This is a genomic window from Pseudochrobactrum albidum (assembly GCF_051851455.1).
Taxonomy (GTDB): domain Bacteria; phylum Pseudomonadota; class Alphaproteobacteria; order Rhizobiales; family Rhizobiaceae; genus Pseudochrobactrum.
The window spans coordinates 252700-279073 of record NZ_JBPVTR010000022.1; the positions used below are offsets into that span (position 1 = coordinate 252700).

A 26374-nucleotide genomic window follows, 5' to 3' on the forward strand; every position below is an offset into this window, starting at 1 on the left:
GCCACCAGCCGCCACGCTTTGGCTGTTCTGCAGGCTCATCAGACGGGTTGGTCTTGCTGATTTGCGAGGTAACAACCGGTTTGGATGCGGCAGGCGAGGATGTCCTGCGTATGCGGGCAGGTTTTTCATCCTGCGTTTGTGCTGCAGCTTCCGTTGCGGTTTCAGCCTTTTGCGGGGCAGGTTGTGCTGCCGGGGCATCTGCTGTTGCTTCTGCCGTCACAGCTTCTGGCGTGTGCGGCTGTGTGTCTTCAGCTGGTGCGGCTGCTTTTTTGGCACGCGGCTTGCGCGCCGGTTTTTCGGCCTTGGCGGCAGCTTTTTTACGTGCCGGTTTTGCCGGTGCGGCAGCTTTTTCTTCTGCGGCAGTTTCTGTCACGGTTTCACTGGTCGCCGGAGCCGGTTCAGCAACCGGTTGCGGGGCTTCCTCTTCCTGTTTTTTGGCTTTTGTGCTGCGGGGTTTGGCCGCTTTTTTACGTGCCGGTTTGGCGGTTTTTTCTTCTGCCTGTGCGGGCAGGGCGCTATCAGGCGTTGCAGGCGCTTCAACCGGTGTTGCCGTTTCGGTCAAGATTTCAGCTTTTGCGGGTGCTGTTGCCGCGGGCTTTTCAGCCGGCTGTTGAGGTGTAACCGGCGCCGCTGTTTTTTGCGGCTGATAGCCAACAAATTCAGGCGCAGGCAGCGGCATGGCAGCTTTCAGTGCTGCCTGTTTGGCGGCATTCAGGCGAATCAAAGCCTCATCGCGGCTGAAACCGACAAATTCCGCCGCTGGCAGACGGTTTTCATTATCATATTCCCCGCGGCGGTTTTTGCGCCCGCCACGGCGGCCGCGGCGGCGTTTTTTGCGGCGATCATCGGCCGCTTCACCGGCTGAAGCTTCTGCTGCTTCAGCGCCATCGTCTTTATCATCGCTTTCTTCGCCTGTGGCTGCATCATTTTGTGCATCTGTATTGTCGCGCTCGCGCCCGCCACGGCGGCGGCGGCGGCGGCGGCTGCGTTTGCCGCGTTCATCCGTGCTGTCTTCCCGTGCAGTTTCATCGCCTGCGGGAAGATTTTCCTGATCGGTCTCATCTTCAATATCAATGATTTCCGGATCATTTTCCTCATCATAAGGCATGAACTGGATGGTCTGCGGCACAGGATTGACCGGCCCTGCGGCAGGGGTTCCCTTATCAATTGCCAGATGCTGGTGGCCAACGCTTTCATCAATCTGCAATTCAATTGTCAGACCAAAACGGTTTTCCATTTCTGTCAGCAGATTACGCTTATGGTTAAGCACATAAAGCGCCGTGGCCTGCGGTGTGCGCACGGTAATATTATTCTGCGAATTGCGCTGCAAATATTCTTCAATCGAGCGTATCACATAGAGCGCCATTGATGAATCCGAGCGGATAAGGCCGGTGCCCGCACAATGCGGGCAGGGCTGCATGGTGCTCTCAAGCACGGATGCGCGGATGCGCTGACGCGACATTTCCAGAAGGCCGAAATGCGAGATGCGGCCAACCTGAATGCGCGCGCGGTCATCTTTCAGGCAATCTTTCATGCGTTTTTCAACAGCACGATTATTGCGCTTTTCTTCCATATCAATAAAGTCAACCACAACCAGACCGGCAAGGTCGCGCAGGCGCAATTGGCGCGCCACTTCCTCTGCGGCCTCCAGATTGGTTTGCAGAGCGGTTTCCTCAATCGAATTTTCACGGGTTGAACGGCCTGAATTGACATCAATCGCCACCAGGGCTTCCGTCTGGTTGATGATGATATAACCGCCGGATTTCAGCGTGACATGCGGATGCAGCATACGGTCGAGTTGCGCTTCAATGCCATTGCGTGCAAAAATCGGCGTGGTTTCGCGGTAGGGTTGCACAACGCGCGCATGGGTGGGCATGAGCATGCGCATAAAGTCTTTGGCTTCACGATATCCGGCTTCACCGGCCACAAGAATATCCGTAATATCCTTATTATAAAGATCGCGGATTGAGCGCTTGATAAGATTGCCTTCCTCATAAACAAGGGCAGGCGCATGCGATTGCATGGTGAGCTGGCGCACATTATCCCACATGCGCATAAGATATTCATAATCGCGGCGGATCTCGGCCTTGGTGCGGTTGGCACCGGCTGTGCGCAGAATAACGCCCATGCCCTGCGGCACCTCAAGCTCCTTGACAATATCTTTAAGGCGCTTGCGATCCTGAATATTGGTGATTTTGCGTGAAATGCCGCCGCCACGCGCGGTATTGGGCATCAAAACAGAGTAGCGGCCGGCCAGCGACAGATAGGTGGTGAGGGCAGCGCCCTTATTGCCGCGTTCTTCCTTAACCACCTGCACCAGAAGAATCTGGCGGCGCTTGATCACTTCCTGAATCTTGTAATGTTTGCGATTGGCCCGGTTAGCGCCCGGCAATTCTTCCAGCGCATCCTCAGCGCCGATGGATTCAACCTGATCATCCTCTTCATCATGGTCGTCATCATCATCGTCATCATTATCGCTATCGGCGCTGTTGTGGTTTTGCGGCGCTTTTTCACGAATAACAGCCTGATCGGTGGTGGCAGCCATATTGATGCTGTCTTCTGCCATGTCAGCCACAGCCTCATCATGAGCTGCCTCATCACGGGCTGGCTCCTGTTCGGCTTTAAGCTTCGCCTTGGCATAGGCCTCTTGTGCCTGTGCTGCAAAATCACCCACAAATTCAGGATCAGGAAGTTGTGCAACCCTGTCCTTGCTGTTTCTGTGATGGCGATGGCGGCCTGAGCCGCGGCGTTCATTATGGCCGCGGCGGTTGCGGCGCGGGGCTTCCTCACGCTCTTCTTCATCTTCATCACGTGCGGCGCGGGCTTCAGCCTCAAGAAGGGCTTTGCGGTCAGCCTCCGGAATTTGATAATAATCCGGATGGATTTCAGAAAAAGCAAGGAAACCGTGGCGATTACCGCCATATTCCACAAAGGCTGCCTGCAAGGATGGCTCTACGCGGGTGACGCGCGCCAGATAGACATTGCCCTTTAATTGTTTTTTATGCTCAGATTCAAAATCGAATTCTTCGATCTTATTACCGCGCACCACAACAACGCGCGTTTCCTCCGGGTGGGAGGCATCGATAAGCATTTTGTTCGACATATGTGTTTTTCCTTCCGGCGGAAAAACGCAAACCAAGAGGAACTACAGATGCAGCCACAGGAATGCCATGGGCACCGGTTCGTATATTTTTGCGTATGCCGGATAAATTAAGGTTCGCCGGAACATAAAGTGCAGGCTTCACGCGCTGATGCCTTGCGGCAATCGCGATCTTCAGGCCGGCAATGGTCAACATTTCATGACCCATAATGGTTCCGATCGAAACGACCTCGAAAGACCTGTTCAACAGGCCGATTATAACGCCGCATAAACCCCTTGGAAGGCAATATACGGCAATTCAGGAATGTTGCAGCGTCTTTGAACTGTTTCTCAAACAACGCGCGACACCGTGGATAACAGCTTGCGCATTATGATTTCTCACATAATCCGCAATCTTGATAAGCCGTGGGGGGGTAAACCACACCCAGAGCTGAATTCTTTTTCAGTTACATGCCGGTCAATTTTATAAGCCGCTACGGGCGGGATAGTATTGACCTTTGCAACAGGCAGCTATTGCCTGCACCGGTTGCTGTGCTGACCTGCCACGATAAGAGCCTGCGCGTGGGGAAGACATGTTCATATGTCTTGACGCCGGCAGGGAATGATTCCGATGGCGGATCTGTAACCTGATAATGCTTTTAGGACCTCATTTGCCACATGACAAGCAGAATATCATAATGTCTTTTGTGCAGCGGTCGGGCTATGATGCAAAAAACAATGTTATTTCAAGTGTTTCAGTGAAAAACTATTATATTTTTATGATCCTGCGGCTAAAACCTGTTGTTTTGCATATATAGCCGGATAACAGGCATTCAGTGAGCAGAATTTAAGAAATGCGCTTCTGCCCCTTGCTTTATAACCGGCAGCACTAAGATATCTGTTTTATCAATATGGGGATTTGTTGTCTTTTTGCCAAAGCTTCGTTAACCCTGAAAACATATTCTGCTTTAAAGCGGATTTTATAAATACTGCCTGTCATAGCAGCGGCAATGCCGCTGTGTTGCCGCAAAGATAATGGTAAAAGCTATATGGCTGCCATTGCAGGCGGTGCAGTGCGGCAGAAAATTGTGAAAGATAATGTGCGGCATTTGATCGGAATAATGATTTTTCAGCTTAAACAAATAAAAATCAAACTGACAGGCCTGTTGTGCCGCCGCTATTTTGCTGTTGCGGCCTGTTTATTGCTGGCGGCAGCCATGTTCACAAATGTTGCCAGGGCAGAGGGCGGGGCTCAGCCTCAACTCACCGCACTGACTTTTAAAATGGCGGGCGATGATTTGCGTAACCGCGTTGTGGTTATGTTTGACCGCAAACCGGAGGTAAAAACACATCTTCTGGAGCATCCGCACCGCCTGATAATTGATATGCCGGAAGCAAGCTTTGGCTTTGATAAGGAATCGCTGAAGTCGCGCGGCCTTGTTACGGAAGTGCGCTATGGCCTGATTGCGCCGGATAAATCGCGGCTGATCCTCAATGCCAAAGGCCCTTTCAAGGTTGAAAAGCTGGAAGTTTTAAAAAATGAAACATCCGCCGGTTACCGCATGGTTATTGATATTGTGGCCGGCTCGGAACGGGAATTTGCCCGCATGGTGGCCGCACAGGGTGAGGTTGCAGTGGCAAATGCGGGGGAGGCGGCGCCAGCCATCAGCGACAAACCGCAAACAGCGCATCAATTTACAATCATGATTGATCCGGGGCATGGCGGTATTGATAGCGGTGCGGAAAGTGCAGGCGGCACGCTGGAAAAAAATGTCACGCTCGCCTTTGGCCGGGAACTGCGTGATGTTTTGATGAAGAATAAAGACTTTAATGTGCTGATGACGCGTGAGGATGATACATTTTTGCGCCTTGGTGAGCGGGTGCGGCTTGCACGCCAGCACGAGGCTGATCTGTTTATCTCCCTTCACGCCGACACAATTCGCTATAAGGATATACGCGGCGCAACGGTTTATACCCTGTCCGACAAGGCCTCGGATGATGTGGCCAGGGCGATGGCCGAGCGTGAGAACAGTTCCGATGCCAGTGCCGGCATTTATAATGAGGAAGAGCCGGTGGTGCATGATATTCTCATGGAACTGACCCAGCGCGAGACCCATAGTTTTTCTCTCAGCTTTGCCGATAAACTGATCCGCTCACTGCAGGGCGAGGTTAATCTTATCAATAATCCGCATCGTTTTGCCGGATTTCAGGTTTTGCGTGCACCGGATGTGCCCTCCGTTTTGGTAGAGATCGGCTATTTATCCAATAAAGAGGATGAGAAACTCTTGAAAGATGCCGCATGGCGCAAACGCGCGGCAGAGCGTATTTCAGCCGCAGTTATTCATTATTACAGGCTGCGTAATAATTTGCAGGCTGCCCAATAGCCAGTTTTGCCGGCAGACAGGGGCAAGGCCGCAGGGTTTGCGCATTATTTGTACTAAATTAATGAGCCCGTGCCTTAATAGGCCCGTGCCTTAATAGGAATGCAGATTATGGACAGGGCATGTGTATAACGGGGTATGGAACAGTGATAATTGCGTTAAAACCGCCACAGGAATGAATAAAAGATTAAAAATCTTAAAATCATCTTGTCTTTGACGTATTTGCTGTTCACTACCCGCAGAAGTGTTTTTTGCCATGCAGGGGGCAGGTGCAGAATCAGCCGCTTACAAGGTGAAAAATTTTGAAATGATATGTTGTGATAAAGCATGTTAACCGGCAGGCATAGGATAATAGCAGAATTTGCTAAAATGGCCTGTTAAACCTTGCATTGTAATGACATATAAAGCGGATAATCTGAAACGGACACCGGATAAAATATGGTACGGCTCATCGGATATTTTTTCGGCATCGGTACGGTGCTCTTGTTGCTCGTGGCAGGGGGCGCGGCCTTTTATGTCAGCAGCATTAGCAAGGATGTGCCTGATTATGAGGTGCTGGCCAAATATGAGCCGCCGGTAACAACGCGTGTGCATGCGGCAGATGGCAGCCTGATGGCTGAATATTACCGCCAGCGCCGCATGTTCCTGCCGATTCAGGCTGTGCCTGACCGGGTAAAAGCCGCGTTCGTTTCCGCTGAAGATAAAACATTTTATCAGCATCACGGGCTGGATTATCTTGGCCTTGCGCGTGCCATGAGCACCAATATTATCAACAAGCTCACCGGCAATGACCGCCGCCCTGTGGGGGCATCAACAATCACTCAGCAGGTGGCCAAGAATATGCTGCTCACCTCAGAGCAGACCTATGACCGCAAAATCAAGGAAGCCATAGTTGCGCTGCGCATGGAGCGCACTTTTACCAAGGATCAGATTCTTGAGCTTTATCTCAACGAAATGTTTTTTGGCATGGGAGCTTATGGCATTGCCGGCGCGGCGCTGACCTATTTTGATAAATCCGTTAATGAGCTCACGATTGCTGAATCTGCCTATCTTGCTGCCTTGTTGAAAGGCCCTGCCAATTATCACCCCTACCGCTATGCCGACCGCGCGATTGAGCGCCGCAACTGGGTGATCGACCGTATGCAGGAAAATGGCTATATCAGCGCCGAAGATGCGCAGGAGGCCAAGGCTTCGCCGCTTGGTGTCAAGCCGCATAATCCTGACGGGCGTCTGTTTGCCAGCGAGTATTTTGCCGAGGAGGTGCGCCGGCAGATTGTGGCGCGCTATGGCAATGATGCCCTGCTTGAGGGCGGCCTTTCAGTGCGCACAACGCTTGATCCGGATTTGCAGATCAAGGCGCGCAAGGCCTTGCAGACGGGGCTTATCCGCTATGATGAGGCGCGCGGCTATCGCGGCCCTGTAAAACATCTTAATCTTGGTGCGGATTGGGGCGCGCAGCTTGGCGAGGTGCCTGCACTTTCCGATGTGCCGGAATGGCGGCTTGCTGTGGTGCTGGATGCAACGCCGAACGGGCTGGAAATCGGCCTGCAGCCGGGGCGGGATCCGTCAGGCAAGATTAGTGATGTGCGGGAAACTGCCGCAATTGCCACGGCCGATATGAAATGGGCGCTGCGCATGGATATGAATGGCAAGCGTTCCACGGCCAAATCACCTGCAGGTGTTCTGGAAGTCGGCGATGTGATCTATGTGGAGAAAAAAGCCGATGATGGTAATGCCTATCGTCTGCGGCAGATTCCGAAAATTTCCGGTGCGCTGGTTGTAATGGATCCGCATACGGGGCGTGTTCTGGCTATGGTTGGCGGTTTCTCCTATGCGCAATCAGAGTTTAACCGCGCCACGCAGGCCTATCGTCAGCCCGGCTCTTCTTTTAAGCCTTTTGTTTATGCTGCGGCGCTGGATAATGGTTATACACCTGCTTCCGTTGTGCTCGACGGCCCTATCTCTGTTGATCAGGGCGGTTCGCTTGGCGTGTGGAGCCCCAAAAACTATTCCGGTAAATTTGCCGGCCCTTCAACGCTGCGTTACGGCATTGAGCAATCCCGTAACCTGATGACGGTGCGTCTGGCGCAGGATATGGGCATGAAAACCGTTGCTGAATATGCCGAGCGTTTTGGCATTTATGACAAGATGATGCCGGTTCTCTCCATGTCGCTTGGTGCGGGTGAAACCACAGTCTTGCGCATGGTCACCGGCTATTCCATCATGGCCAATGGCGGGCGTTCCATCACACCTTCCATGATCGACCGTGTGCAGGATCGCTATGGTAAGACAATTTTCAAACATGACATGCGCCAATGCCAGAATTGTAATGCCCCTGAATGGAATAATCAGGAAGAGCCTGAACTGATTGACGAGCGCGATCAGGTGCTTGATCCGATGACAGCCTATCAGATCACCTCGATGATGGAAGGTGTGATACAGCGCGGCACTGCACGTATGCTGCAAAGCCTCAATCGGCCGCTGGCTGGTAAAACCGGCACAACCAATGATGAAAAGGATGCGTGGTTTGTTGGTTATACGCCGGATATGGTTGTGGGGCTTTACCTTGGCATGGATCAGCCAAAGCCGCTTGGCCGTGGTGCCACCGGTTCCGGTCTTGCTGTGCCCGTGTTCAAGGATTTTATGACTGTTGCGCTGAAAGGCCGGCCAAAAGTTGATTTTCGGGTGCCGGAAGGCATGACGATGATTGCAATTAACCGGCGCACCGGTATGCGTGCCACACCGGGCGGGCCTGATGTGATTATGGAAGCCTTCAAACCGGGAACCGGCCCTGCCGATACCTATTCGGTGATTGGCGCGGATACCTTCCAGGAAGGTTCACCCGTGCAGCCGCAATCGCCTCAGGCAAATAAAGCCATCAATTCCGGAGCAGGCGGCCTGTATTAAGGCTTGTATTAAGGTTTCTCTTAAAGTCTGTTAATCAGATTACGGATGAGCGCGTCAAAAATATTGACAGGCTTAGTCATAATCTCCATACAGCAGCCAAAGCATAGCCATATTGCATGGCCTGACTGGCAGGGCTGGTGGTGCGTGCTGTGTAAAAAATATTGTGGTGCTGATGATTGAAATCCGGCACTGCATAAACCGGCAAGAGTGCTGAACAGGAATAATAAAGGAGCCGCGATAATGCGTGCCGAGATTGAGAACTTGGTTGATGAAATCAAGCAGGCCATAAGCCTGCTGAGGAGGCATCTTTGACTGGGATCAGTCACTGAAAAAGCTTGAATATCTGAACAGCCGTGCCGAGGATCCGGCCTTGTGGAATGATCCGCAGGAAGCACAAAAGCTGATGCGTGAGCGCCAGCAACTGGATGACAGTATTAATGCTATCCTGAATCTGACCCGCTCGCTCGATGATAATATTGAGCTGATTGCCATGGGCGAGGAAGAGGGCGACAAGTCGATTATTGCTGATGCTGAAAACAGTATCCGCGCGATCAAGGCAGAGCTCGATAAACGCCAGATTGATATGCTGCTCAGCGGTGAGGCAGATGCCAATGATGCCTATCTGGAAGTGCATGCTGGTGCCGGCGGTACGGAAAGCCAGGACTGGGCATCTATTCTGCTGCGTATGTATAGCCGCTGGGGTGAGCGCGACGGCCGCAAGGTGGAAGTGCTGGAAGTGCAGGACGGGGAAGAAGCCGGTATCAAATCCGCTACGATCCTTGTTAAAGGTCACAATACCTATGGTATGTTGAAAACGGAATCAGGCGTGCACCGTCTGGTGCGTATTTCTCCTTTTGATTCCAATGCCCGCCGCCATACTTCTTTTGCCAGTATCTGGGTCTATCCGGTTATTGATGATAATATTGAGGTTGCGGTTTCTGAATCTGATGTGCGCATTGATACCTATCGCGCTTCCGGCGCGGGCGGGCAGCATGTTAACACCACAGATTCGGCAGTGCGCATCACCCATCTTGCCACCGGCATTGTGGTGCAGTGCCAGACACAGCGTTCCCAGCATAAAAACCGTGAACAGGCATGGGCAATGCTCCGTGCCCGTCTTTATGAGGAAGAGCTGAAAAAACGTGAAGAAGCCGCCAATGAGGTTAATTCCTCAAAAACAGATATTGGCTGGGGGCATCAGATCCGCTCTTATGTTCTTCAGCCTTATCAGCTGGTCAAGGATCTTCGCACCGGTGTTGAGAGCACAAGCCCTGATGATGTGCTGGATGGTGATCTGGATGAGTTCATGGAAGCTGCATTGGCGCAGCGTGTTCATGGCACCACAGCCGATATACAGGATATTGACTGATTTTTGAGATTGTTTGAGTGAATAAAAGCCGCCTGCAGGAGCCTGCAAGGCGGCTTTTTATTGAATAAACAGAGCGGTTACAGCGACTTTTTTTAACCACAGCCGCTTTAAAAAATCATCTTGGAACCGGTCCGGTGATAAAAGGGTCAATTCCGGCAATGTTTTCAGGGTTGTTCAAATCGGCCAGACCGTCATGCAATTGCGGATTGTAAGCCTGATCCGGCAGCGGTGGCATTGGTTGCGCTTCTGCGAGGCTTTCTGCTGCGGAAATTTTCAGGCCGGGTTTTGTCAGCGGAGCTTGCGCCGGTAAAAAGGAAGCAGCAAAGGCACCGGCAGAAAGGCCTGAGCCAAGCAAACAGGCAAGAAGCAAAGAACCGGTGCGCTGCGGCAGGCGCTTGGCAGAGGCGGCGATCTGCGCAAGAAAACGGGCGGTATTGTGAAATAGTGCCGGCATTGCCTTACCCCGTAAAACCTGTTGCTATATTCCGCAGCTCATAAAAATTGCTGTAATGCATCATTTTTATGATCGTAACAGTAAGATTGCGTGTTTTTAATGGCAGGCAGGCCATGTTTTCTGCAACGCTCTTTCTGTTCATGCGGAGCATATTTTAACTATAACAAACTGTGAAGAGAAGCAAAACAGTCCTGTCCTGTTGCGCAGATCATACACTGTATCATAGTTAAAAAACTCTTGCTGTTTGCCTCCCTTTTTGTGTGCAGCGCAGTTTGCTTATATAAAATTATTTCTCCATAAGGGCGCGGGCGGCTTCCAGAACGGCTTGCGCATGGCCTGCCACTTTTACCTTGCGCCAGACCTGTGCAATTTTGCCATCCTGCGCAATCAAAAAAGTGGAGCGCTCAATGCCCATATATTTGCGGCCATACATGGTTTTTTCTGTCCAGACACCATAAGCAATGCTGAGCGTTTTTTCTTCATCCGCCAGCAATGCAAGGCTTAGTTCGTGTTTGTTGATAAACTTGTCATGTTTTGCAACACTATCAGGCGATACACCGATGACCTTTACGCCAATGGCGTCAAACTCAGGTTTTAGTGCTGTAAAATCAATGGCCTCACGGGTGCATCCTGATGTGTCGTCTTTCGGGTAAAAATAAAGAACATAGGCTTTCCCCGCAAGGTTTGATGAAGAAAATGTGCCGTTGCCACTCTGCGGCAGGCTGAAAGCCGGTGCCTGATCGCCGGCTTGCAGCGGGTTTGTTTGAGCGGGGGCTTGCTGTGCGGTGCCGGTCATATGTCATCCTTTATCATATGTCGTTCTTTAATTGTGCGGAAACGGTGGCGCACGGGAGAATTTGCGAAAAAGGGCAGGCGCAATGATTGACTGCGGCATCCGCCCCATTGATAACATATAAATGTTTTCACCTTGTGATTCAAAGTGATGATGTGATTATACAGGGAGTGTTTACAGGCGCGGCCCTGTATCGGTATTCTTATTCCTGATTTTAAAAAAGAACACCTGATGAATCCTGCACAAATCAGGTGCAGCCAGACCGGATAGCGATTTAATTTATTGAAGGAAAAGCCAGCAAAAATCCGCTTCAGAAAAAGCGGAATTCAATGCCTTGATCAGTATCCGTCATCAGCCGCGGATGCTGATAATCATGCTGTGTTGAAGTCTTGTCCGGATTATCAGGGTTTGTTGAAGGAGAAGTCTGCATCTGCGTCACAGCGCAGGCAGCGGGTTTTTTTTGCCCGCTGCGGGCGTGTATTGTGCTGGGCTGTTGCGGTGCTGACAATTGTGGCACTTGCCGGTTTTGCCGTTTTGCGGGCAGGCATCAACAGCGATTTTCTGCGGGATGAGGTTCATCAAAGATTGCAGGAAATTTTAGGGCCGGAGGCAGGGCTCAGCATTCATAAAACGCAGATTTCGCTTGATGCCAGCCACCATCTGGCGCTTGAGGCGCAGGATGTGGCTTTGACGGGCGGTTCGCAGGATATTGCCGTTGAAAAACTCGGTGTTGTAAAACTTGGTCTGGCTCCTTTGCCGCTGATAACCGGCTCTGTGCAGGTGGCGCGGGTGGAAATCGGCGATGCTTTTATCCGCATTCAGGAAAATAAGAACCGCGCAAAGCCCTTGATAGAATTGCCGTTTAACGACAGGGGGCTGGTTGATTTTAAGCTTTTGTCACGGGAGATTTTTGCCGGTATTGATCAGTCGCTGGCGCTTCTCGATATGCGCAGCACCAAAACAATTGCGCTGAAAGATGTGACATTGGCATTTCGCGCAATGGATGCAGAACATGAAGTGCTGATCCGTAAAGCGAAAATGCGCAGACGCAACAAAAAGGTAACCCTGAGCGCGGAACTGCTCTGGCAGGGCAGGCCGGTTATGCTGAGCGCTGAGATGATCCGTGCGGATGCTGCTGCAAAGGTTTCGTCTTTTTCTGTGCGGCTTGATGATGTGCCGCTGAACCTCGGCTCGCCGGAGATTGTGCAGCCGCAAATTGCTGACAACCGGCCAAATCCGGCCTATTTGCATATTCGTGGTTCTGCATCGCTGGTGCTTTCCGGTCAGGCAGAAATGGGCGGGCACAGGGAGGTGCTTTCCGGCCGGTTGATTGTGCGTGATGCTGTTACCGATATGGGGCGCGAACGCGGCATAAAGGGTAATCTTGATCTTGCAATTGAGCATGTTGCTGATACGGAAAAGCTGGAAATAAAAGAGCTGAAAATCAATTTCGGCGGATTGAACACGATTTATGAAGGGGCATTCGGCGCCGAGCCGCAAACAACAAATAAATTGCAGATGATTGAAGGGGGCGGGCAAAATGCACAGCCTGAACAGGGCAAAAAAGCAGATATTGCCGCCTTGCCAGCCTATCGTTTTGAGCTTGTCACCAAAATGGCGGTAAGTGCGCCACAAAATTCTGCTGAAGCCGCGTTGCCCTTTGCGGTTAAAATTGCCGGACGGTTCATGCAGGATGCAAGCCGCATAGATTTTAATGATCTTAAAGTTAAAACCGATCAGGGAGAACTTTACGGGCAGGGCAGGATGATTTTTGGCCATGGGTCTCCGGCCATGATTTTTTTGCTGCGTATTCCCTCAATGCCGGTGGCACAAGCCAAACAGCTCTGGCCGCTTAATGTGGCTGATGGTGCGCGCGACTGGGTATTGAAAAACCTTTTTGGTGGTCAGCTTATTGATGGACGGATTGATATTGCCTTGCCTGCAGGGCATTTCAACGGCCCCGGCCTGCCGCCGGATCTTACAGAATCCGATGTCAGGGCGGATTTCAGGGTTGAGGGCACCAGATTTGATGTTGTGGGGGAAATTCCGCCGGTCCGTGATGCAACCGGCACAATTGCGGTACGTGGCGCGCATACGACAATTTTTCTGGAAAAAGGTACCGCTTTTACACAGGCCAACCGCCGTGTGATGGTGGATAGTGGCAGGCTTTTTATTCCATGGGGGCGGCAACGGCCGGTGATTGCCGGTCTTGATCTTGATTTGAGCGGTGAGGCTTCGGCCATAACCGAGCTGGTGGGCTATAAGCCGATTGATGCGGTGCGCAAATTGCCCTTTACCGCTGATGATTTGAGCGGCCATGTGAATGCCAGGGTAAAAGTGGCTTTTTCCGTTACAAAAAACGCACCAAAAGACACGCTGCAATGGCAGGCTGATCTGAATTTTACCAATCTGGCGCTGAAAAAACCATTTAACGGCCAGATGGTTACGCAGGCCAAAGGGAACCTTAAAATTGATGATGATCAGGCAAAAATTGAAGCCAGCGCAAGGCTGAACAATATTCCGGCGCGGCTTTCCTTGATTGAGCCTTTGGGCAACAGCACCGTCAGGCGGCAACAATCTGTGAAACTGGAACTGGATGATAAAACAAGGGCGGCTTTTTATCCGGCGCTTAATGAGATTTTTAAAGGGTCGCTGATCCTTGATCTGGGAGAAGAGCAGGGCGATACGCGCAAAGTCACAGCGGACCTTGGTAAGACAATCGTCAGCCTGCCATGGCTCGGCTGGCAAAAAGGGGCGGGTATTCCGGCAAAATTAACGCTGGAGATAAAACAGCCCAAAGATGGCAAAGGGCCGGTTGCTGTGCGCAATTTTACCTTTGCCGGCAGCGGTTTTCACATCAATGGCGATCTGCTGATTGAAAATAATGAATTATTAAGCGCCACAATCCGCAAGCTTAATCTCACGCGCACTGATGATCTGCGCCTGGATGTGCGCAAATCCGGCGATGGCTATCGTGCTGATGTGCGTGGCAGTGCTTTTGATGCGCGTGCATTGATCCGGCATGCGGTTTCTGGCAATGCGGATGAAAAAAAGGCCGTGCGCAACAAGGCCGGCATTATCCCGCGTATTGTGGTGAATGCGCAGATTGATGAGGTAAAAGGCTTTTATGATGAGAGCTTGCGCAATGTGACTGTGTCTTACGAAGCTGCAGGCGCAAGGCTGTCCGGTATTTCTCTCAATGCCGTAACCGGTGACGGGGCGCAGGTCAGTGCCACATCAAGCAGCCAGAAAGGGGCAAGCTCGCTGGCGTTAAATTCAGCCAATGCAGGAGCTGTGCTGCGGTTTTTTGATTTTTACGACAAGATGCGCGGCGGAAAAATCAGTGTCAACCTGACCTCGCAAGGCGCAGGCCCGCTTTATGGCAATATTGATGCGCGTAATTTTTCTGTCATTAATGAGCCGCGTCTGGACAAGCTGGTCTCAAGCCGCAGCAATGGCGGAAAAAGCCTCAATCAGGCAGTGCATCGCAATATTGATGTTTCCCGCGTTGATTTTGATCGCGGTTTTGCGCAGGTTGAAAAAGGCGCCGGTTATATGACACTTAAAAACGGCGTTATTCGCGGGCCGCTTATTGGCACAACTTTTCAGGGCGTTCTCTATGATCGCAACGGCAATATGTCGGTAACCGGCACATTTATGCCGGCTTACGGGCTCAATCGCCTGTTTGGTGAATTGCCGCTTTTGGGCGCTATTCTTGGTAATGGCCGTGATCGCGGTTTGATTGGCATCACCTATAAGCTGGAAGGAAATGCCAGACAGCCGAATATTATCGTCAATCCGATTTCGGTGATTGCGCCGGGTATTTTCCGCTCGATTTTTGAATTTTGATAATAAAAAGCGCGGATTGCTCCGCGCTTTTTATTCTTTTAACGGGGGTGGCACTTATTCCGGGCGCACCAGAATGTGCTTTTTCTTGCCAAGTGACAATTTAATAATGCCGTCTTCCGTTAGATCAGCGGCAGAGATGCCGGCGCGTTCATCTTTCACGGCGACATCATTAATGCGCACAGCCCCCCCCTGAATGTGGCGGCGGGCTTCGCCATTGGATGAGGCAAGGCCGGCTTTTACCAGCAATGCCTGAACGCCGAGACCGGCAGACAACTCGTCTTTGCCAATGTTCAGGCTTGGCAGATTATCGGAAATTGCACCTTCCTCAAAAGTTTTACGTGCTGTTTCCGCAGCCTGTTCCGCAGCTTCACGGCCATGGAGCATGGCGGTGATTTCAGTGGCCAGAATCTTCTTGGTCTCGTTGATTTCCGAGCCGCCAAGTGCTGCAAGACGCGCAATCTCATCCATTGGCATGGTGGTGTAGAGCTTGAGGAAGCGTTCTACGTCAGCATCCTCCGTATTGCGCCAATATTGCCAGAAATCATAGGCGCTCAGGAGGTCGGCATTGAGCCAGACTGCACCATTGAGCGATTTGCCCATTTTCTGGCCGGATGCGGTGGTCAGCAGCGGCGAGGTGAGGGCATAAAGCTGCGGCGTGCCCATGCGGTGGCCAAGATCAATACCATTGATGATATTGCCCCATTGGTCGGAACCGCCCATTTGCAGGCGCATATCATAGCGCTTATTGAGCTCTACAAAATCATAGGCCTGCAGGATCATATAGTTGAATTCAAGGAAGGACAGCGACTGCTCACGGTCAAGGCGCAGTTTTACCGAGTCAAAGGACAGCATGCGGTTGACCGAGAAATGACGGCCGACATCACGCAGAAACTCCAGATAATTGAGACCGGTTAGCCAATCCGCATTATTAACCATCAAGGCATCGGTTTTACCCTCACCAAAGGTGAGATAATTGGTGAAAACCTTTTTGATGCCGGCAATATTGTCGGCAATGGTTTCAACCGTCATCAATTTACGGGCTTCTTCTTTAAAGGACGGATCGCCGATCATGCCGGTGCCGCCGCCCATCAGCGCAACCGGACGATGGCCGGTTTTTTGCATCCAGTGCAGCATCATAATCTGAATGAGGCCGCCTGCATGCAGACTGGATGCTGTCGGGTCGAAGCCAATATACGCAGTTACAGTTTCCTTGGCGAAGAGTTCATCCAGGCCCTTTTCATCGGAAATCTGATGAATGAAGCCGCGTTCGGAAAGTATGCGTAAAAAATCGGACTTAAAGCCGGACATTGATTTTTCCTGTCTGACAAAGGATTTGTATTAGGGGAAGGCCCCAGAGAGCAGGCCGCGAATATTATTCCGGTGACTGACACAACTGAGCCTTTAACATTATTGCAGGGCAAATCACAATAAAGGTAATGCAGGGCAAAAGATGATTTTAGCGTAAATTGCTGCCATTTTGTGCCATTTGTGTGCTTTATGTAACCTGTTGGCCTCTGCCGCGCGGTTAAAATGCAAAATGCTGGAAACGGAAAATAAAAATGACTGCATTATATCACGCCGTCGGATTGATGAGCGGTACCTCTATGGATGGTATTGATCTGGCGCTGATCCGCACAGATGGTGAGAGGTTTGTTGAGCGGCTTGGTTCCGGCAATATGGCTTATTCCGGGGCTTTTCGCGCCCGTTTGCAACAAGGGCTTACGGATGCGCGCGCCATCACGCAGCGCGATGAGCGCAATGGCATTCTTAAACAACTGGAGCATGACCTGACATTGCTCCATGCGGTGGCTGTGCAGGATTTTCTCTTTGCCAATGGCTTGCAGGCGCAAGATGTGGATGTGATCGGCTTTCACGGGCAGACAGTGCTGCACCGCCCCGATGAGGCGCTGACGGTGCAGATTGGCGACGGTGCATTGCTGGCGCGCGAAACCGGAATAGATGTGGTTTATGATATGCGGGCACAGGATATGCGCTATGGCGGTCAGGGTGCGCCTCTTATTCCGGCCTATCATGCCGCTTTGGCATATAATCTGCCTGAAAAACCGCAAATGCCCGTGGTTCAAATGCCTGTGGTTCTTGTCAATATTGGCGGTATTTCCAATCTCACTTATATTGATGAGGAGGGGCGGCTGGCAGCTTTTGACAGCGGCCCCGGCAATATGCTGATTGACCAGTGGATGGAACTGCACGAGCTGGGGCATTTTGATGCCGGTGGTGCAGTGGCGATGACAGGGCAGACAAATGCGGCACTGGCAGCGCATTATCTTGATCATGTGTTTTTTACCGGAAATCAGCGCCGTTCACTGGATCGCGGAGATTTTACCATACCGGAGAAAAACAGTGTCTCGGTTGCTGACGGTGCCCGCACACTGGCTTATGTGGCGGCGGCTTCCATTGTGCGTTCAGCCGCATATCTGCCGCAAAAACCACGGACTTATGTGGTAAGCGGCGGCGGGCGTAAAAATGCAGCCATTATGACAGAACTGAAAAATCTGGCTGCAACCGGCGGCGCAGTGGTGATTGATGCAGATGAGGCGGGGCTTGATGGCGATTCCATGGAGGCGGAAGCCTGGGGCTATCTTGCTGTGCGCAGCCTTAAAAATCTGCCGCTGACCTACCCCACAACAACCGGTTGCAGGCAGCCGGTAAGCGGCGGTGTTTTGGTGAAGGCATAAAAAAAGACCGGCCGTGAGCCGGTCTTGAGATGTTATATCAGCGCAGGCGCTTCTGGCGAACTTCTGCCAGTTCCCCCATCAAACGGCGGTCGAGATATTCTGAACATTCCGCAATCAACTGATCCCCCATGCCGGAGAAAAAGTGATTGGCGCCTTCCATGATATTCTGGGTGATGGTGATGCCTTTTTGGGTTTTCAGCTTGTCAACCAGAATTTGCACATCCTTTGGCGGGGCTACTTTATCCTGATCGCCATGAATAATAAGGCCGGATGAAGGGCAGGGTGCAAGGAATGAGAAATCATATGTATTTGGTTGCGGCGCGATTGAAATAAATCCTTCAATTTCAGGCCGGCGCATCAAAAGTTGCATGCCGATCCACGCGCCGAAGGAATAGCCGGCAACCCAACAATTTTTAGAATCAGGATGCAGGGATTGCACCCAGTCCAGCGCACTGGCAGCATCCGATAACTCACCTGTGCCGTGGTCAAATTCGCCCTGACTGCGGCCGATGCCGCGGAAATTAAAACGCAGCGTGGTGAAATTGCGGCTCTGGAACATGTAAAACAGATCATAGACGATCTTGTTATTCATGGTGCCGCCAAATTGCGGATGCGGATGCAGGATGATGGCGATTGGTGCATTTTTTTCACTTGAAGGCTGATAGCGCCCCTCAAGGCGCCCCGCAGGGCCGTTAAAGATAACTTCTGGCATATATACTCCGCTATAACCGCCGGCGTGCCCGGCCGGATGGCTCGTGCAGCGCCTCTGTGTTCCTGTTTATATCATAACCTTCTGCAGGCTATGTTTTTACGGCAGAAAAGATGAGCAAATCCTTGACTGTTTCGCTCATAAATCCTAAAACCGTTTTTAGAATCTTTCAAAACTGGAGGGTGTAAAAAACACTCATGCAGCTTAATAGGCTGCTCAGGCCTGAAATTTCAAGATAATTGCGCTTTTAACGCAAATATGGTGCTTTGTGAAAGAGTCTGCAATGGCTAAGTCGCGTCTGTATTTTGATTATAATGCCAGCGCACCGCTGTGTGAAGCGGCGCGTGAGGCTGTGATTGCGGCTTTGCAGATTGCGGGCAATCCCTCTTCCGTGCATCAGGAGGGGCGTGCGGCGCGGGCTTTGATTGAAGCGGCGCGCCGCGATGTGGCGGCACTTTGCAATGCAAAGCCGGAACATGTGTTTTTCACTTCCGGCGCTACAGAGGCGGCCAATACGCTGCTGACGCCATGTTACAAAATGGGGCGCTCGGATTTGCGCCTGTCGCATCTTTATGTTTCAGCAACCGAGCATCCGTGTATGTTATCCGGCGGGCGTTTTGATGCGCAAAATATCACTGTGCTGCCGGTGGATCGTCAGGGTCTTGCAGATCTGCAGGTGCTGGAACAGGCATTAAACGCCCATGATAAATCAAAAGGTTTGCCGCTTGTTGCCGTGCAATGGGCAAATAATGAGACCGGCATTATTCAGCCGGTGGAGAAAATTGGCGCGCTGGTTAAACTGGCCGGTGGCCTGTTTATTGTTGATGCCGTGCAGGCGGCAGGGCGTATTCCTGTTGATATTACAAAAGCATTAGCTGATTATTTAATTATTTCCTCGCACAAGATAGGCGGGCCCAAAGGTGCCGGTGCTGTTGTTGCAGTGTCTGATCTGGTTATGCCTTCGGCATTGATGCGTGGCGGCGGGCAGGAGAAGGGCCATCGTGCCGGTACGGAGGCATTGCCGCTGATTGCCGGTTTTGGCGCTGCCGCGCAGGCGGCGTTGCAGGCGCAGGCTGCAAGTGCAGCAGATGGCAGCAATCAGCCTTTTTGGCCGGATGTGGTGCGCACAGCCATTGAGGAGGGCGTGCGCAAACTTGCTGATGATGTGATTGTGCATGGCGCAGCGGTGGAACGCCTGCCTAATACCAGTTTTATCTCTTTGCCCGGCATGAAGGCCGAGACAATGCAGATTGCGTTTGATCTTGGCGGGATTGCGCTTTCTGCCGGTTCTGCCTGTTCATCCGGCAAGGTGGGGCCAAGCCATGTGCTGGCTGCCATGGGTTATGATGATGAATGCGGTGCGCTGCGGATTTCCACTGAAAGATCGGCAACATTGCAGGACGCTGAAGAATTCCTGAAGATTTTTGCAGGCCTTGTGAAGCGGCGTGATCAGACGCGCCGGCAAGCCGGGGATTCAGCAGGAAAAAGCGCTGCCTGAACGGGCGGCTCTTGAAATTAACATTCTGTCCGGAGGGCGGGCAGCAAAGAGCACACAATAATGTGTTGCAAACCGGGCGGAATGGCAGGTGAAAGTGATGCCGGTCTGAAAAAAAGAGCCACTGGCGCACTTTCACAGCGCAATAGTGCGCATTATATGTTTATGGCAGCAAAATTTTGCTGACATAGCGTTTTTAACTGTCGGGCCTTGACCCTGACCAGGATGGAGAACGAATATGCCTGCAGTGCAGGAGACGATCGATCAGGTCGCCACGCTTGACGTGGATCAGTATAAATATGGTTTTGAAACAACCATTGAGATGGATAAAGCCCCGAAGGGGTTGAATGAAGATATTATCCGTTTCATTTCTGCAAAAAAAGCTGAGCCGGAATGGATGCTGGAATGGCGTCTTGACGCCTATCGCCGCTGGCTCACTATGGAAGAGCCGAAATGGGCGCGCGTTGATTATCCGGAAATTGATTTTCAGGATATTCGCTATTTTGCAGCGCCAAAAAACCAGACCGGACCTAAGTCTCTGGATGAAGTTGATCCGGAATTGCTGCGCACATATGAGAAACTCGGCATTCCTTTGCGTGAGCAGGAAATTCTGGCCGGTGTGCGCAAACAGGGCGAGCCGAGCGAGATTGACGGCAATCCGGCAGATAATGTCTATGCTTCCGGCCGTGTGGCTGTTGATGCGGTGTTTGACAGTGTTTCTGTTGTCACCACTTTCAAGGAAGAGCTTGCCAAAGCCGGCGTTATTTTTTGCTCGATTTCTGAGGCAATTCGTGAATATCCGGATATTGTAAAGAAGTATCTGGCAAGTGTTGTGCCGGTTTCCGACAATTATTACGCGACATTGAATTCAGCGGTTTTCACGGATGGATCATTTGTCTATGTGCCAAAGGGCGTACGCTGCCCGATGGAATTGTCAACTTATTTCCGCATTAATGAGAAAGATACCGGCCAGTTTGAGCGCACATTGATCATTGCCGAAGAGGGTGCCTATGTATCCTATCTGGAAGGTTGCACAGCGCCGCAGCGTGATGATAATCAGCTTCATGCAGCCGTTGTTGAATTGATTGCGCTTGATGATGCGGAGATTAAATATTCCACCGTTCAGAACTGGTATCCGGGCGATAAGGACGGCAAGGGCGGGATTTATAATTTCGTGACCAAGCGCGGTGATTGCCGTGGCAAAAACTCCAAAATTTCCTGGACGCAGGTGGAAACCGGCTCGGCAATTACGTGGAAATATCCGTCCTGCATTTTGCGTGGCGATAATTCCCGCGGCGAATTCTATTCGATTGCTGTTTCCAATGGCCATCAGCAGATTGATAGTGGCACCAAGATGATTCATCTTGGCAAAAATACTTCAAGCCGCATTATCTCCAAGGGTATTTCAGCAGGGCGCTCCAACAACACCTATCGCGGCCAGGTCTCTGCCCATCGCAAGGCTACCAATGCCCGCAATTTCACCCAATGTGACAGCCTGTTGATCGGCAATGACTGCGGCGCGCATACAGTGCCTTATATTGAGGCGAAAAATGCAACGGCACAGTTTGAGCATGAAGCAACCACTTCAAAAATCTCTGAAGATCAGCTGTTTTATGTGATGCAGCGCGGTATTCCGGAGGAAGAGGCGATTGCGCTGATTGTCAATGGCTTTGTTAAGGATGTGATTCAGGAATTGCCGATGGAATTTGCCGTGGAAGCCCAGAAGCTTATCGGCATCTCACTTGAGGGATCGGTTGGTTAAAGGCACAGGCGGAGACGGAACAGCGCCCTTTTAATCAATCTCAACAGAATTTTTCGGATCCTGCGTGATCCGGTATAAAAGGTTATATTCATGTTAGAAATTATCAATCTGCACGCAAAAATCGCTGATACGGATACGGAAATCATTCGCGGTTTAAACCTCACCGTAAAAGCCGGTGAAGTGGCTGCGATTATGGGGCCTAATGGTTCTGGCAAGTCTACCTTGTCCTATATTCTCGCCGGTCGTGATGATTATGAAGTGACGGAAGGCGATATTCTCTATAATGGCGAAAGCATTCTGGAGCTGGATCCGGCAGAGCGTGCCGCTAAGGGCATTTTCCTTGCATTTCAGTATCCGCTGGAAATTCCGGGCGTTGCCACGATGGAGTTTCTCAAGGTTGCAATGAATGCCCAGCGCAAGGCGCGCGGGGAAGAAGAGCTGAAAATTCCTGAATTGCTGCGCCGTGTGAAAGAAGCAGCCGGCGGCCTGAATATGGATATGGCCATGTTGAAGCGCCCGCTCAATGTCGGCTTTTCCGGCGGCGAGAAGAAGCGCGCGGAAATTTTGCAGATGCAATTGCTGGAGCCATCGCTTTGCGTGCTTGATGAAACCGATTCAGGGCTGGATATTGATGCGCTCAAGATTGTTGCCGATGGTGTGAATGCCCTGCGTTCACCTGATCGGGCTGTGATTGTGATCACGCATTATCAGCGTCTGCTTGAATATATTGTGCCTGACAGTGTTCATGTTCTCTATAAAGGGCAGGTGATTAAATCCGGCGACAAGAGCCTTGCACTGCATCTGGAGGAAAATGGTTACGCTGAAATTATCGGCGCAGCTGCTTGACGGGGGAGGATGGTTATGAATGTCCTTTCTCCAAAACCACAGGTGGCCAAGGTCAGAACACCGGCTGAAACCGCATTGATTGATGCATTTGCCGGCCGCGCGGCGGATTTGCCGGGCAATACGGAAGTTCTCAGTGCCCGTGATGACGCGCTTGAAGCATTGAAGGTCAATGGTCTGCCCGGGCGTCGTATTGAAAGCTGGCATTATACGGATATGCGCACATTGCTGCGCTCTGTTGCGCCATTTGATGCAAATGTGCGTGCAAAACCGGTGGCGCCGCTTCTGGATCACGCGCATGTGTTGACCGTTGTTAATGGTGTTGCGCAAAAACCTGCCAAGATAGAAAATGTGCGCATTGAGGCGGTTCGCGATGTTTTAGGCGAGGGTATTGCTGCCCATACGCTGAAAACCCGCGGCTATGATGATGCAATCGGCCAGATCAATGCAGCCTATGTGAGCGATGGTTTTGCATTGTTGATTGCAGATGGCGCTGCGCCTGATCATGCTATTGAACTGCAGAATCTGCAGCCTTCCGGCCAATCGCATGTGCGGTTCCCGGTGCGTATCGGCTCTGATGTTAAGGCAACAATCATTGAGCGTCAGCTCGGCGGCGAGGGCGAGACCTTTGCCACCAGTGTGAGCCATGTGTCTATTGCTGATAATTCAGAGATTGTCTGGGTGATCCTGCGTGAACATACACAACTTTCGACACAGCTTTCACAGATTAATGTGACGCTTGGCGAAAATTCCAGGCTGATCCTGTTTGTAATGAATGCCGGCGGCAAGCTGGTGCGTCAGGAAGTAAATGTGGATGTGAAGGGCAAAGGCTCTGATTTCCAGCTGCGCGGCCTGAACCTGCTTGGCGGGGATACAATGACCGATGTGACAATGAATGTCGGTCATCTGGTGGAAAACACCACCTCCACGGAAATTGTGCGCAATGTGGTGACCGACAAGGCGCGCGGCGTGTTTCAGGGTATGATCCGCGTTGCGCAAGTAGCCCAGAAAACCGATGCGAAAATGGCCTGTAACTCGCTGCTTTTATCGGATGATGCTGAGTTTTCTGCCAAGCCTGAGCTGGAAATTTTTGCTGATGACGTAGCCTGCGGCCATGGCGCTACAGTGCGTGAGATTGAAAAATCGCATCTTTTCTATCTTATGGCGCGCGGTATTCCTGAAAATGAAGCGCGCGGTCTGCTGATCAAGGCGTTTATTGCGGAAGTGATTGAAGAGCTGGAAAACGAAGAACTCGTTGAAAAGCTTGAAGATGTTCTGCAAATCTGGCTTGAAAAACACGCCTGATCCAAAAGGCGCTATGCTTTGTTGCAAATAGGCGCTTTTTGATGCCGAAATCAAAAAGCGGGGTATTTGACCCCGCTTTTAAACGGCCGTTCAAGGATTTAGCTATGAATCAATCACTGTCTGTCCTGCCAAATTATGATGTTGAGGCGATCCGTCGTGATTTTCCTATCCTCTCGCGTGAGGTATATGGCAAACCGCTGATTTATCTTGACAATGGTGCATCAGCGCAGAAACCGCAGGCGGTTATTGATGCTGTGACCCATGCCTATGCCAATGAATATGCCAATGTGCATCGCGGCCTGCATTTTCTCTCCAATGCGGCAACCGATGCCTATGAGCGCGCACGTGAGAAGGTGCGCAGTTTCATCAATGCCGCCTCGGTTGATGAGGTGGTTTTTACCAAGTCAGCCACAGAAGCAATCAATACGGTTGCCTATGGCTATGCGATGCCCAAAATCGGCGAGGGCGATGAAATTCTGCTCTCTGTTCTGGAGCATCACTCCAATATTGTGCCGTGGCATTTTATCCGTGAGCGGCAGGGAGCCAAACTGGTTTTTGCGCCGGTGGATGATGAAGGCGTTTTTCATCTCGATGAATTTGAAAAATGCATTACGCCAAAAACCAGACTGATTGCGCTCACTCATATGTCCAATGTAACCGGTACGGTTCTGCCGATTAAAAAAATCGTGGAACTTGCCCATGCCCGTGGCATTCCGGTGCTGGTGGATGGCTCGCAAGGGGCTGTGCATATGCCGGTTGATGTGCGCGATCTTGGTTGTGACTGGTATATTATGACCGGTCACAAGCTCTATGGTCCCTCCGGTATCGGCGTGCTTTACGGCCGCATGGAAATGCTGGATGAAATGCGCCCCTTTATGGGCGGGGGTGAAATGATTGAAGAGGTGACACTTGAACATGTGACCTATAATCATCCGCCGCATCGTTTTGAGGCCGGCACACCGCCAATTGTGCAGGCTATTGGGCTGGGCGTGGCGCTTGACTATATAAACAGCATCGGGCGTGAGAAAATTGCGGCGCATGAGGCCGATTTGCGCAGCTATGCACATCAGGCGCTTGCGGGTATAAATTCGCTGCGCATTATCGGCAATGCGCCGGATAAGGGGGCGATTATTGCCTTTGAGATGGCGGGCGTTCATGCGCATGATATTTCAACATTGATTGACCGTTCCGGCATTGCGGTGCGTGCGGGCACTCATTGCGCCCAGCCCCTGCTGCAGCGTTTCGGGGTAACATCAACCTGCCGCGCCTCATTTGGCATGTATAATACCCGCTCGGAAGTGGATGCCCTGGTGGCTGCGCTTGAGAAGGCACGACAGTTTTTTGGATGAAAAGAATGGATACCAAACAGCATACGCAGCCGGACGCTGCACCGGATGAAGAAAACGGCGTTTCGAAGGTGTTTTCCGCCTCCGCAATTCCTGAAGAGGAGTTGCTGCGCCTGACGGATGATATTATTGCCGCACTTAAAACTGTCTATGATCCGGAAATTCCGGCAGATATTTATGAGCTTGGCCTGATTTATAAAGTGGATATTGAAGATGACCGCACGGTCAAAATTGATATGACACTAACAGCACCGGGCTGCCCTGTTGCAGGTGAAATGCCGGGCTGGGTGGAAAATGCCGTTGGCGCGGTTGAGGGGGTCTCCCATGTGGAGGTGACCATGACATTTGATCCGCCATGGACACCGGATCGCATGTCTGAAGAAGCGCAGGTTGCTGTGGGCTGGTATTGATTGCAGAGCATTCAGCTTTTTTTTAAAAAAACTGAATGCTCTGCAAATGCCTTGTTTTAAAAAAACGGAATTTACGGAGCGCCGCATTCCTCCGGTACGCTTTTTTCAAGCGATAGCGGTGATTTGGATAAGGTGCCGGCCATAATGGCCATGGGCTTGAATGGCGGCTCGGCCTGCATGGCAGGGTTGCTCATGCTCACCGTGTAGCAACCGGTATAAACCTGCGATTTGCCGTTTTCCAGCTTGGCTTCAATGGCAATCGGCACAGACCAGTAGATCTGGCCGGCACCGGGATCGGGCTGGCTTTCACCCAGTTTTATATTGACAGACTGGGTGTTGGCATAGCCCTTGGCATATTTTTCAAAATCATCGCCTTGCTGGCCTTTGGCATAATAGCTGTAAGCGCGGGCATATTCCTTGCGGTTAATCGCATTATAATAGGATTCCAGCAACTTTTGCGGTGTGCTGCGATCATCCTGATAATCGGGGATAAGCAAGCCTTCAGCGGCCTCTTTGGTGGCTTCCGGTGCAACGGTCTCCGGCTTTTTCACTACAGCATCGTTTTTTTCAGAACCGGCTTTGGCTTTTTCAGCCTTGAGCTTCTCTTCCTCTGAATCTTTGGTGGCAGCTTCTCCTGCTTTTTTCAGTGCTTCCGGTTTTACTTTCTGCTGGCTTGCGGTTTTAACGGGCGTTGCATTTTCTGCCCTTGCATAAAAGACACTGCCGCTGAGAAGGGCAGCACTGATAAGGGTGGTTGCCATAAGGCGCATCAGTATGAGGCGCTGTTGCTGTTTGTGGCTGATCGCGCGGGCAATAGCAGTGGGCGGGGCGGGGTTATGACGGGAAATATGGATAGTCATTTAAATCTCCGCTTGGTTTAAACAGGAAGTCAGTGCAGTGCATCAGAAGGTATGATGATGCCGCTTCTGCGGTTAAGAGTGCAAACAGAAAATGGCAATTTTAAGCGCCGTTTCAC

General features: G+C 51.4%; 16 protein-coding genes and 1 pseudogene. 11 read left to right on the plus strand and 6 right to left on the minus strand.

Annotated features, from left to right (window positions below):
- Positions 1-247 precede the first annotated feature (247 nt).
- A pseudogene (locus tag ACSTTO_RS08455) lies at positions 248-3103 on the minus strand (Rne/Rng family ribonuclease); the annotation flags it as partial.
- Positions 3104-4200: 1097 nt separating this feature from the next.
- Between ACSTTO_RS08455 and ACSTTO_RS08460 the strand changes: the two are divergent.
- From ACSTTO_RS08460 to prfB, 3 genes are all read left to right on the plus strand, one after another.
- The gene (locus ACSTTO_RS08460; RefSeq protein WP_439272859.1) at positions 4201-5463 is read left to right on the plus strand and encodes an N-acetylmuramoyl-L-alanine amidase; all 1263 of its coding nucleotides are present in this window, start codon (positions 4201-4203) and stop codon (positions 5461-5463) included.
- A gap of 435 nt (positions 5464-5898) precedes the next feature.
- A complete protein-coding gene (locus ACSTTO_RS08465; RefSeq protein WP_439272704.1) occupies positions 5899-8367 on the plus strand; it encodes a penicillin-binding protein 1A in 2469 nt (822 codons plus the stop codon).
- A 240-nt stretch (positions 8368-8607) separates the two neighbouring features.
- A protein-coding gene (gene prfB / locus ACSTTO_RS08470) for a peptide chain release factor 2 (RefSeq protein ID WP_439272705.1) occupies positions 8608-9736 on the plus strand; the annotation gives its coding sequence in 2 pieces (ribosomal slippage) (positions 8608-8676 and positions 8678-9736; 1128 coding nt in all).
- A gap of 115 nt (positions 9737-9851) precedes the next feature.
- Here prfB and ACSTTO_RS08475 read toward each other — a convergent pair.
- Positions 9852-10190 carry a hypothetical protein gene (locus ACSTTO_RS08475; protein WP_439272706.1) on the minus strand — a complete coding sequence of 113 codons (339 nt, stop codon included), beginning with the start codon at positions 10188-10190 and terminating at the stop codon, positions 9852-9854.
- A 286-nt stretch (positions 10191-10476) separates the two neighbouring features.
- Positions 10477-10986, minus strand: coding sequence for a thioredoxin-dependent thiol peroxidase (gene bcp, locus ACSTTO_RS08480; RefSeq protein ID WP_439272707.1), 510 nt, complete (start codon positions 10984-10986; stop codon positions 10477-10479).
- 408 nt (positions 10987-11394) lie between these two features.
- Here bcp and ACSTTO_RS08485 point away from each other — a divergent pair, with 408 nt between their 5' ends.
- Positions 11395-14832, plus strand: a complete 3438-nt coding sequence (locus tag ACSTTO_RS08485; protein WP_439272709.1) for a YhdP family protein — start codon at positions 11395-11397, stop codon at positions 14830-14832.
- Between the two features lie 54 nt (positions 14833-14886).
- Here ACSTTO_RS08485 and tyrS read toward each other — a convergent pair whose 3' ends face one another.
- The gene (tyrS, locus tag ACSTTO_RS08490) at positions 14887-16140 is read right to left on the minus strand and encodes a tyrosine--tRNA ligase (RefSeq protein WP_439272711.1); all 1254 of its coding nucleotides are present in this window, start codon (positions 16138-16140) and stop codon (positions 14887-14889) included.
- Positions 16141-16391: 251 nt separating this feature from the next.
- On the opposite strand from tyrS, the gene ACSTTO_RS08495 reads away from it, so the two are divergent.
- The gene (locus tag ACSTTO_RS08495) at positions 16392-17528 is read left to right on the plus strand and encodes an anhydro-N-acetylmuramic acid kinase (protein WP_439272712.1); all 1137 of its coding nucleotides are present in this window, start codon (positions 16392-16394) and stop codon (positions 17526-17528) included.
- 37 nt (positions 17529-17565) lie between these two features.
- Here ACSTTO_RS08495 and ACSTTO_RS08500 read toward each other — a convergent pair whose 3' ends face one another.
- Positions 17566-18240, minus strand: coding sequence for an alpha/beta hydrolase (locus tag ACSTTO_RS08500; RefSeq protein WP_439272714.1), 675 nt, complete (start codon positions 18238-18240; stop codon positions 17566-17568).
- A 280-nt stretch (positions 18241-18520) separates the two neighbouring features.
- Here ACSTTO_RS08500 and ACSTTO_RS08505 point away from each other — a divergent pair, with 280 nt between their 5' ends.
- The 6 genes from ACSTTO_RS08505 to ACSTTO_RS08530 all read left to right on the plus strand — a co-directional run bounded on the left by ACSTTO_RS08505 (position 18521) and on the right by ACSTTO_RS08530 (position 25398).
- Positions 18521-19735, plus strand: a complete 1215-nt coding sequence (locus ACSTTO_RS08505; RefSeq protein WP_439272715.1) for a cysteine desulfurase family protein — start codon at positions 18521-18523, stop codon at positions 19733-19735.
- A 235-nt stretch (positions 19736-19970) separates the two neighbouring features.
- The gene (sufB, locus tag ACSTTO_RS08510; RefSeq protein WP_439272716.1) at positions 19971-21494 is read left to right on the plus strand and encodes a Fe-S cluster assembly protein SufB; all 1524 of its coding nucleotides are present in this window, start codon (positions 19971-19973) and stop codon (positions 21492-21494) included.
- Between the two features lie 90 nt (positions 21495-21584).
- Positions 21585-22340 (plus strand): Fe-S cluster assembly ATPase SufC, encoded by a 756-nt coding sequence (gene sufC, locus ACSTTO_RS08515; RefSeq protein ID WP_439272718.1) that lies wholly within the window; start codon positions 21585-21587, stop codon positions 22338-22340.
- Positions 22341-22355: 15 nt separating this feature from the next.
- On the plus strand, positions 22356-23642 hold the full coding sequence (sufD, locus tag ACSTTO_RS08520; RefSeq protein ID WP_439272719.1) for a Fe-S cluster assembly protein SufD: 1287 nt from the start codon (positions 22356-22358) through the stop codon (positions 23640-23642).
- A 104-nt stretch (positions 23643-23746) separates the two neighbouring features.
- Positions 23747-24991, plus strand: coding sequence for a cysteine desulfurase (locus tag ACSTTO_RS08525; protein ID WP_439272721.1), 1245 nt, complete (start codon positions 23747-23749; stop codon positions 24989-24991).
- Between the two features lie 5 nt (positions 24992-24996).
- Positions 24997-25398 carry an SUF system Fe-S cluster assembly protein gene (locus ACSTTO_RS08530; protein WP_439272723.1) on the plus strand — a complete coding sequence of 134 codons (402 nt, stop codon included), beginning with the start codon at positions 24997-24999 and terminating at the stop codon, positions 25396-25398.
- 71 nt (positions 25399-25469) lie between these two features.
- Here the strand turns inward: ACSTTO_RS08530 and ACSTTO_RS08535 are convergent, their stop codons facing one another.
- On the minus strand, positions 25470-26258 hold the full coding sequence (locus ACSTTO_RS08535; protein ID WP_439272725.1) for a hypothetical protein: 789 nt from the start codon (positions 26256-26258) through the stop codon (positions 25470-25472).
- Positions 26259-26374: the final 116 nt, after the last annotated feature.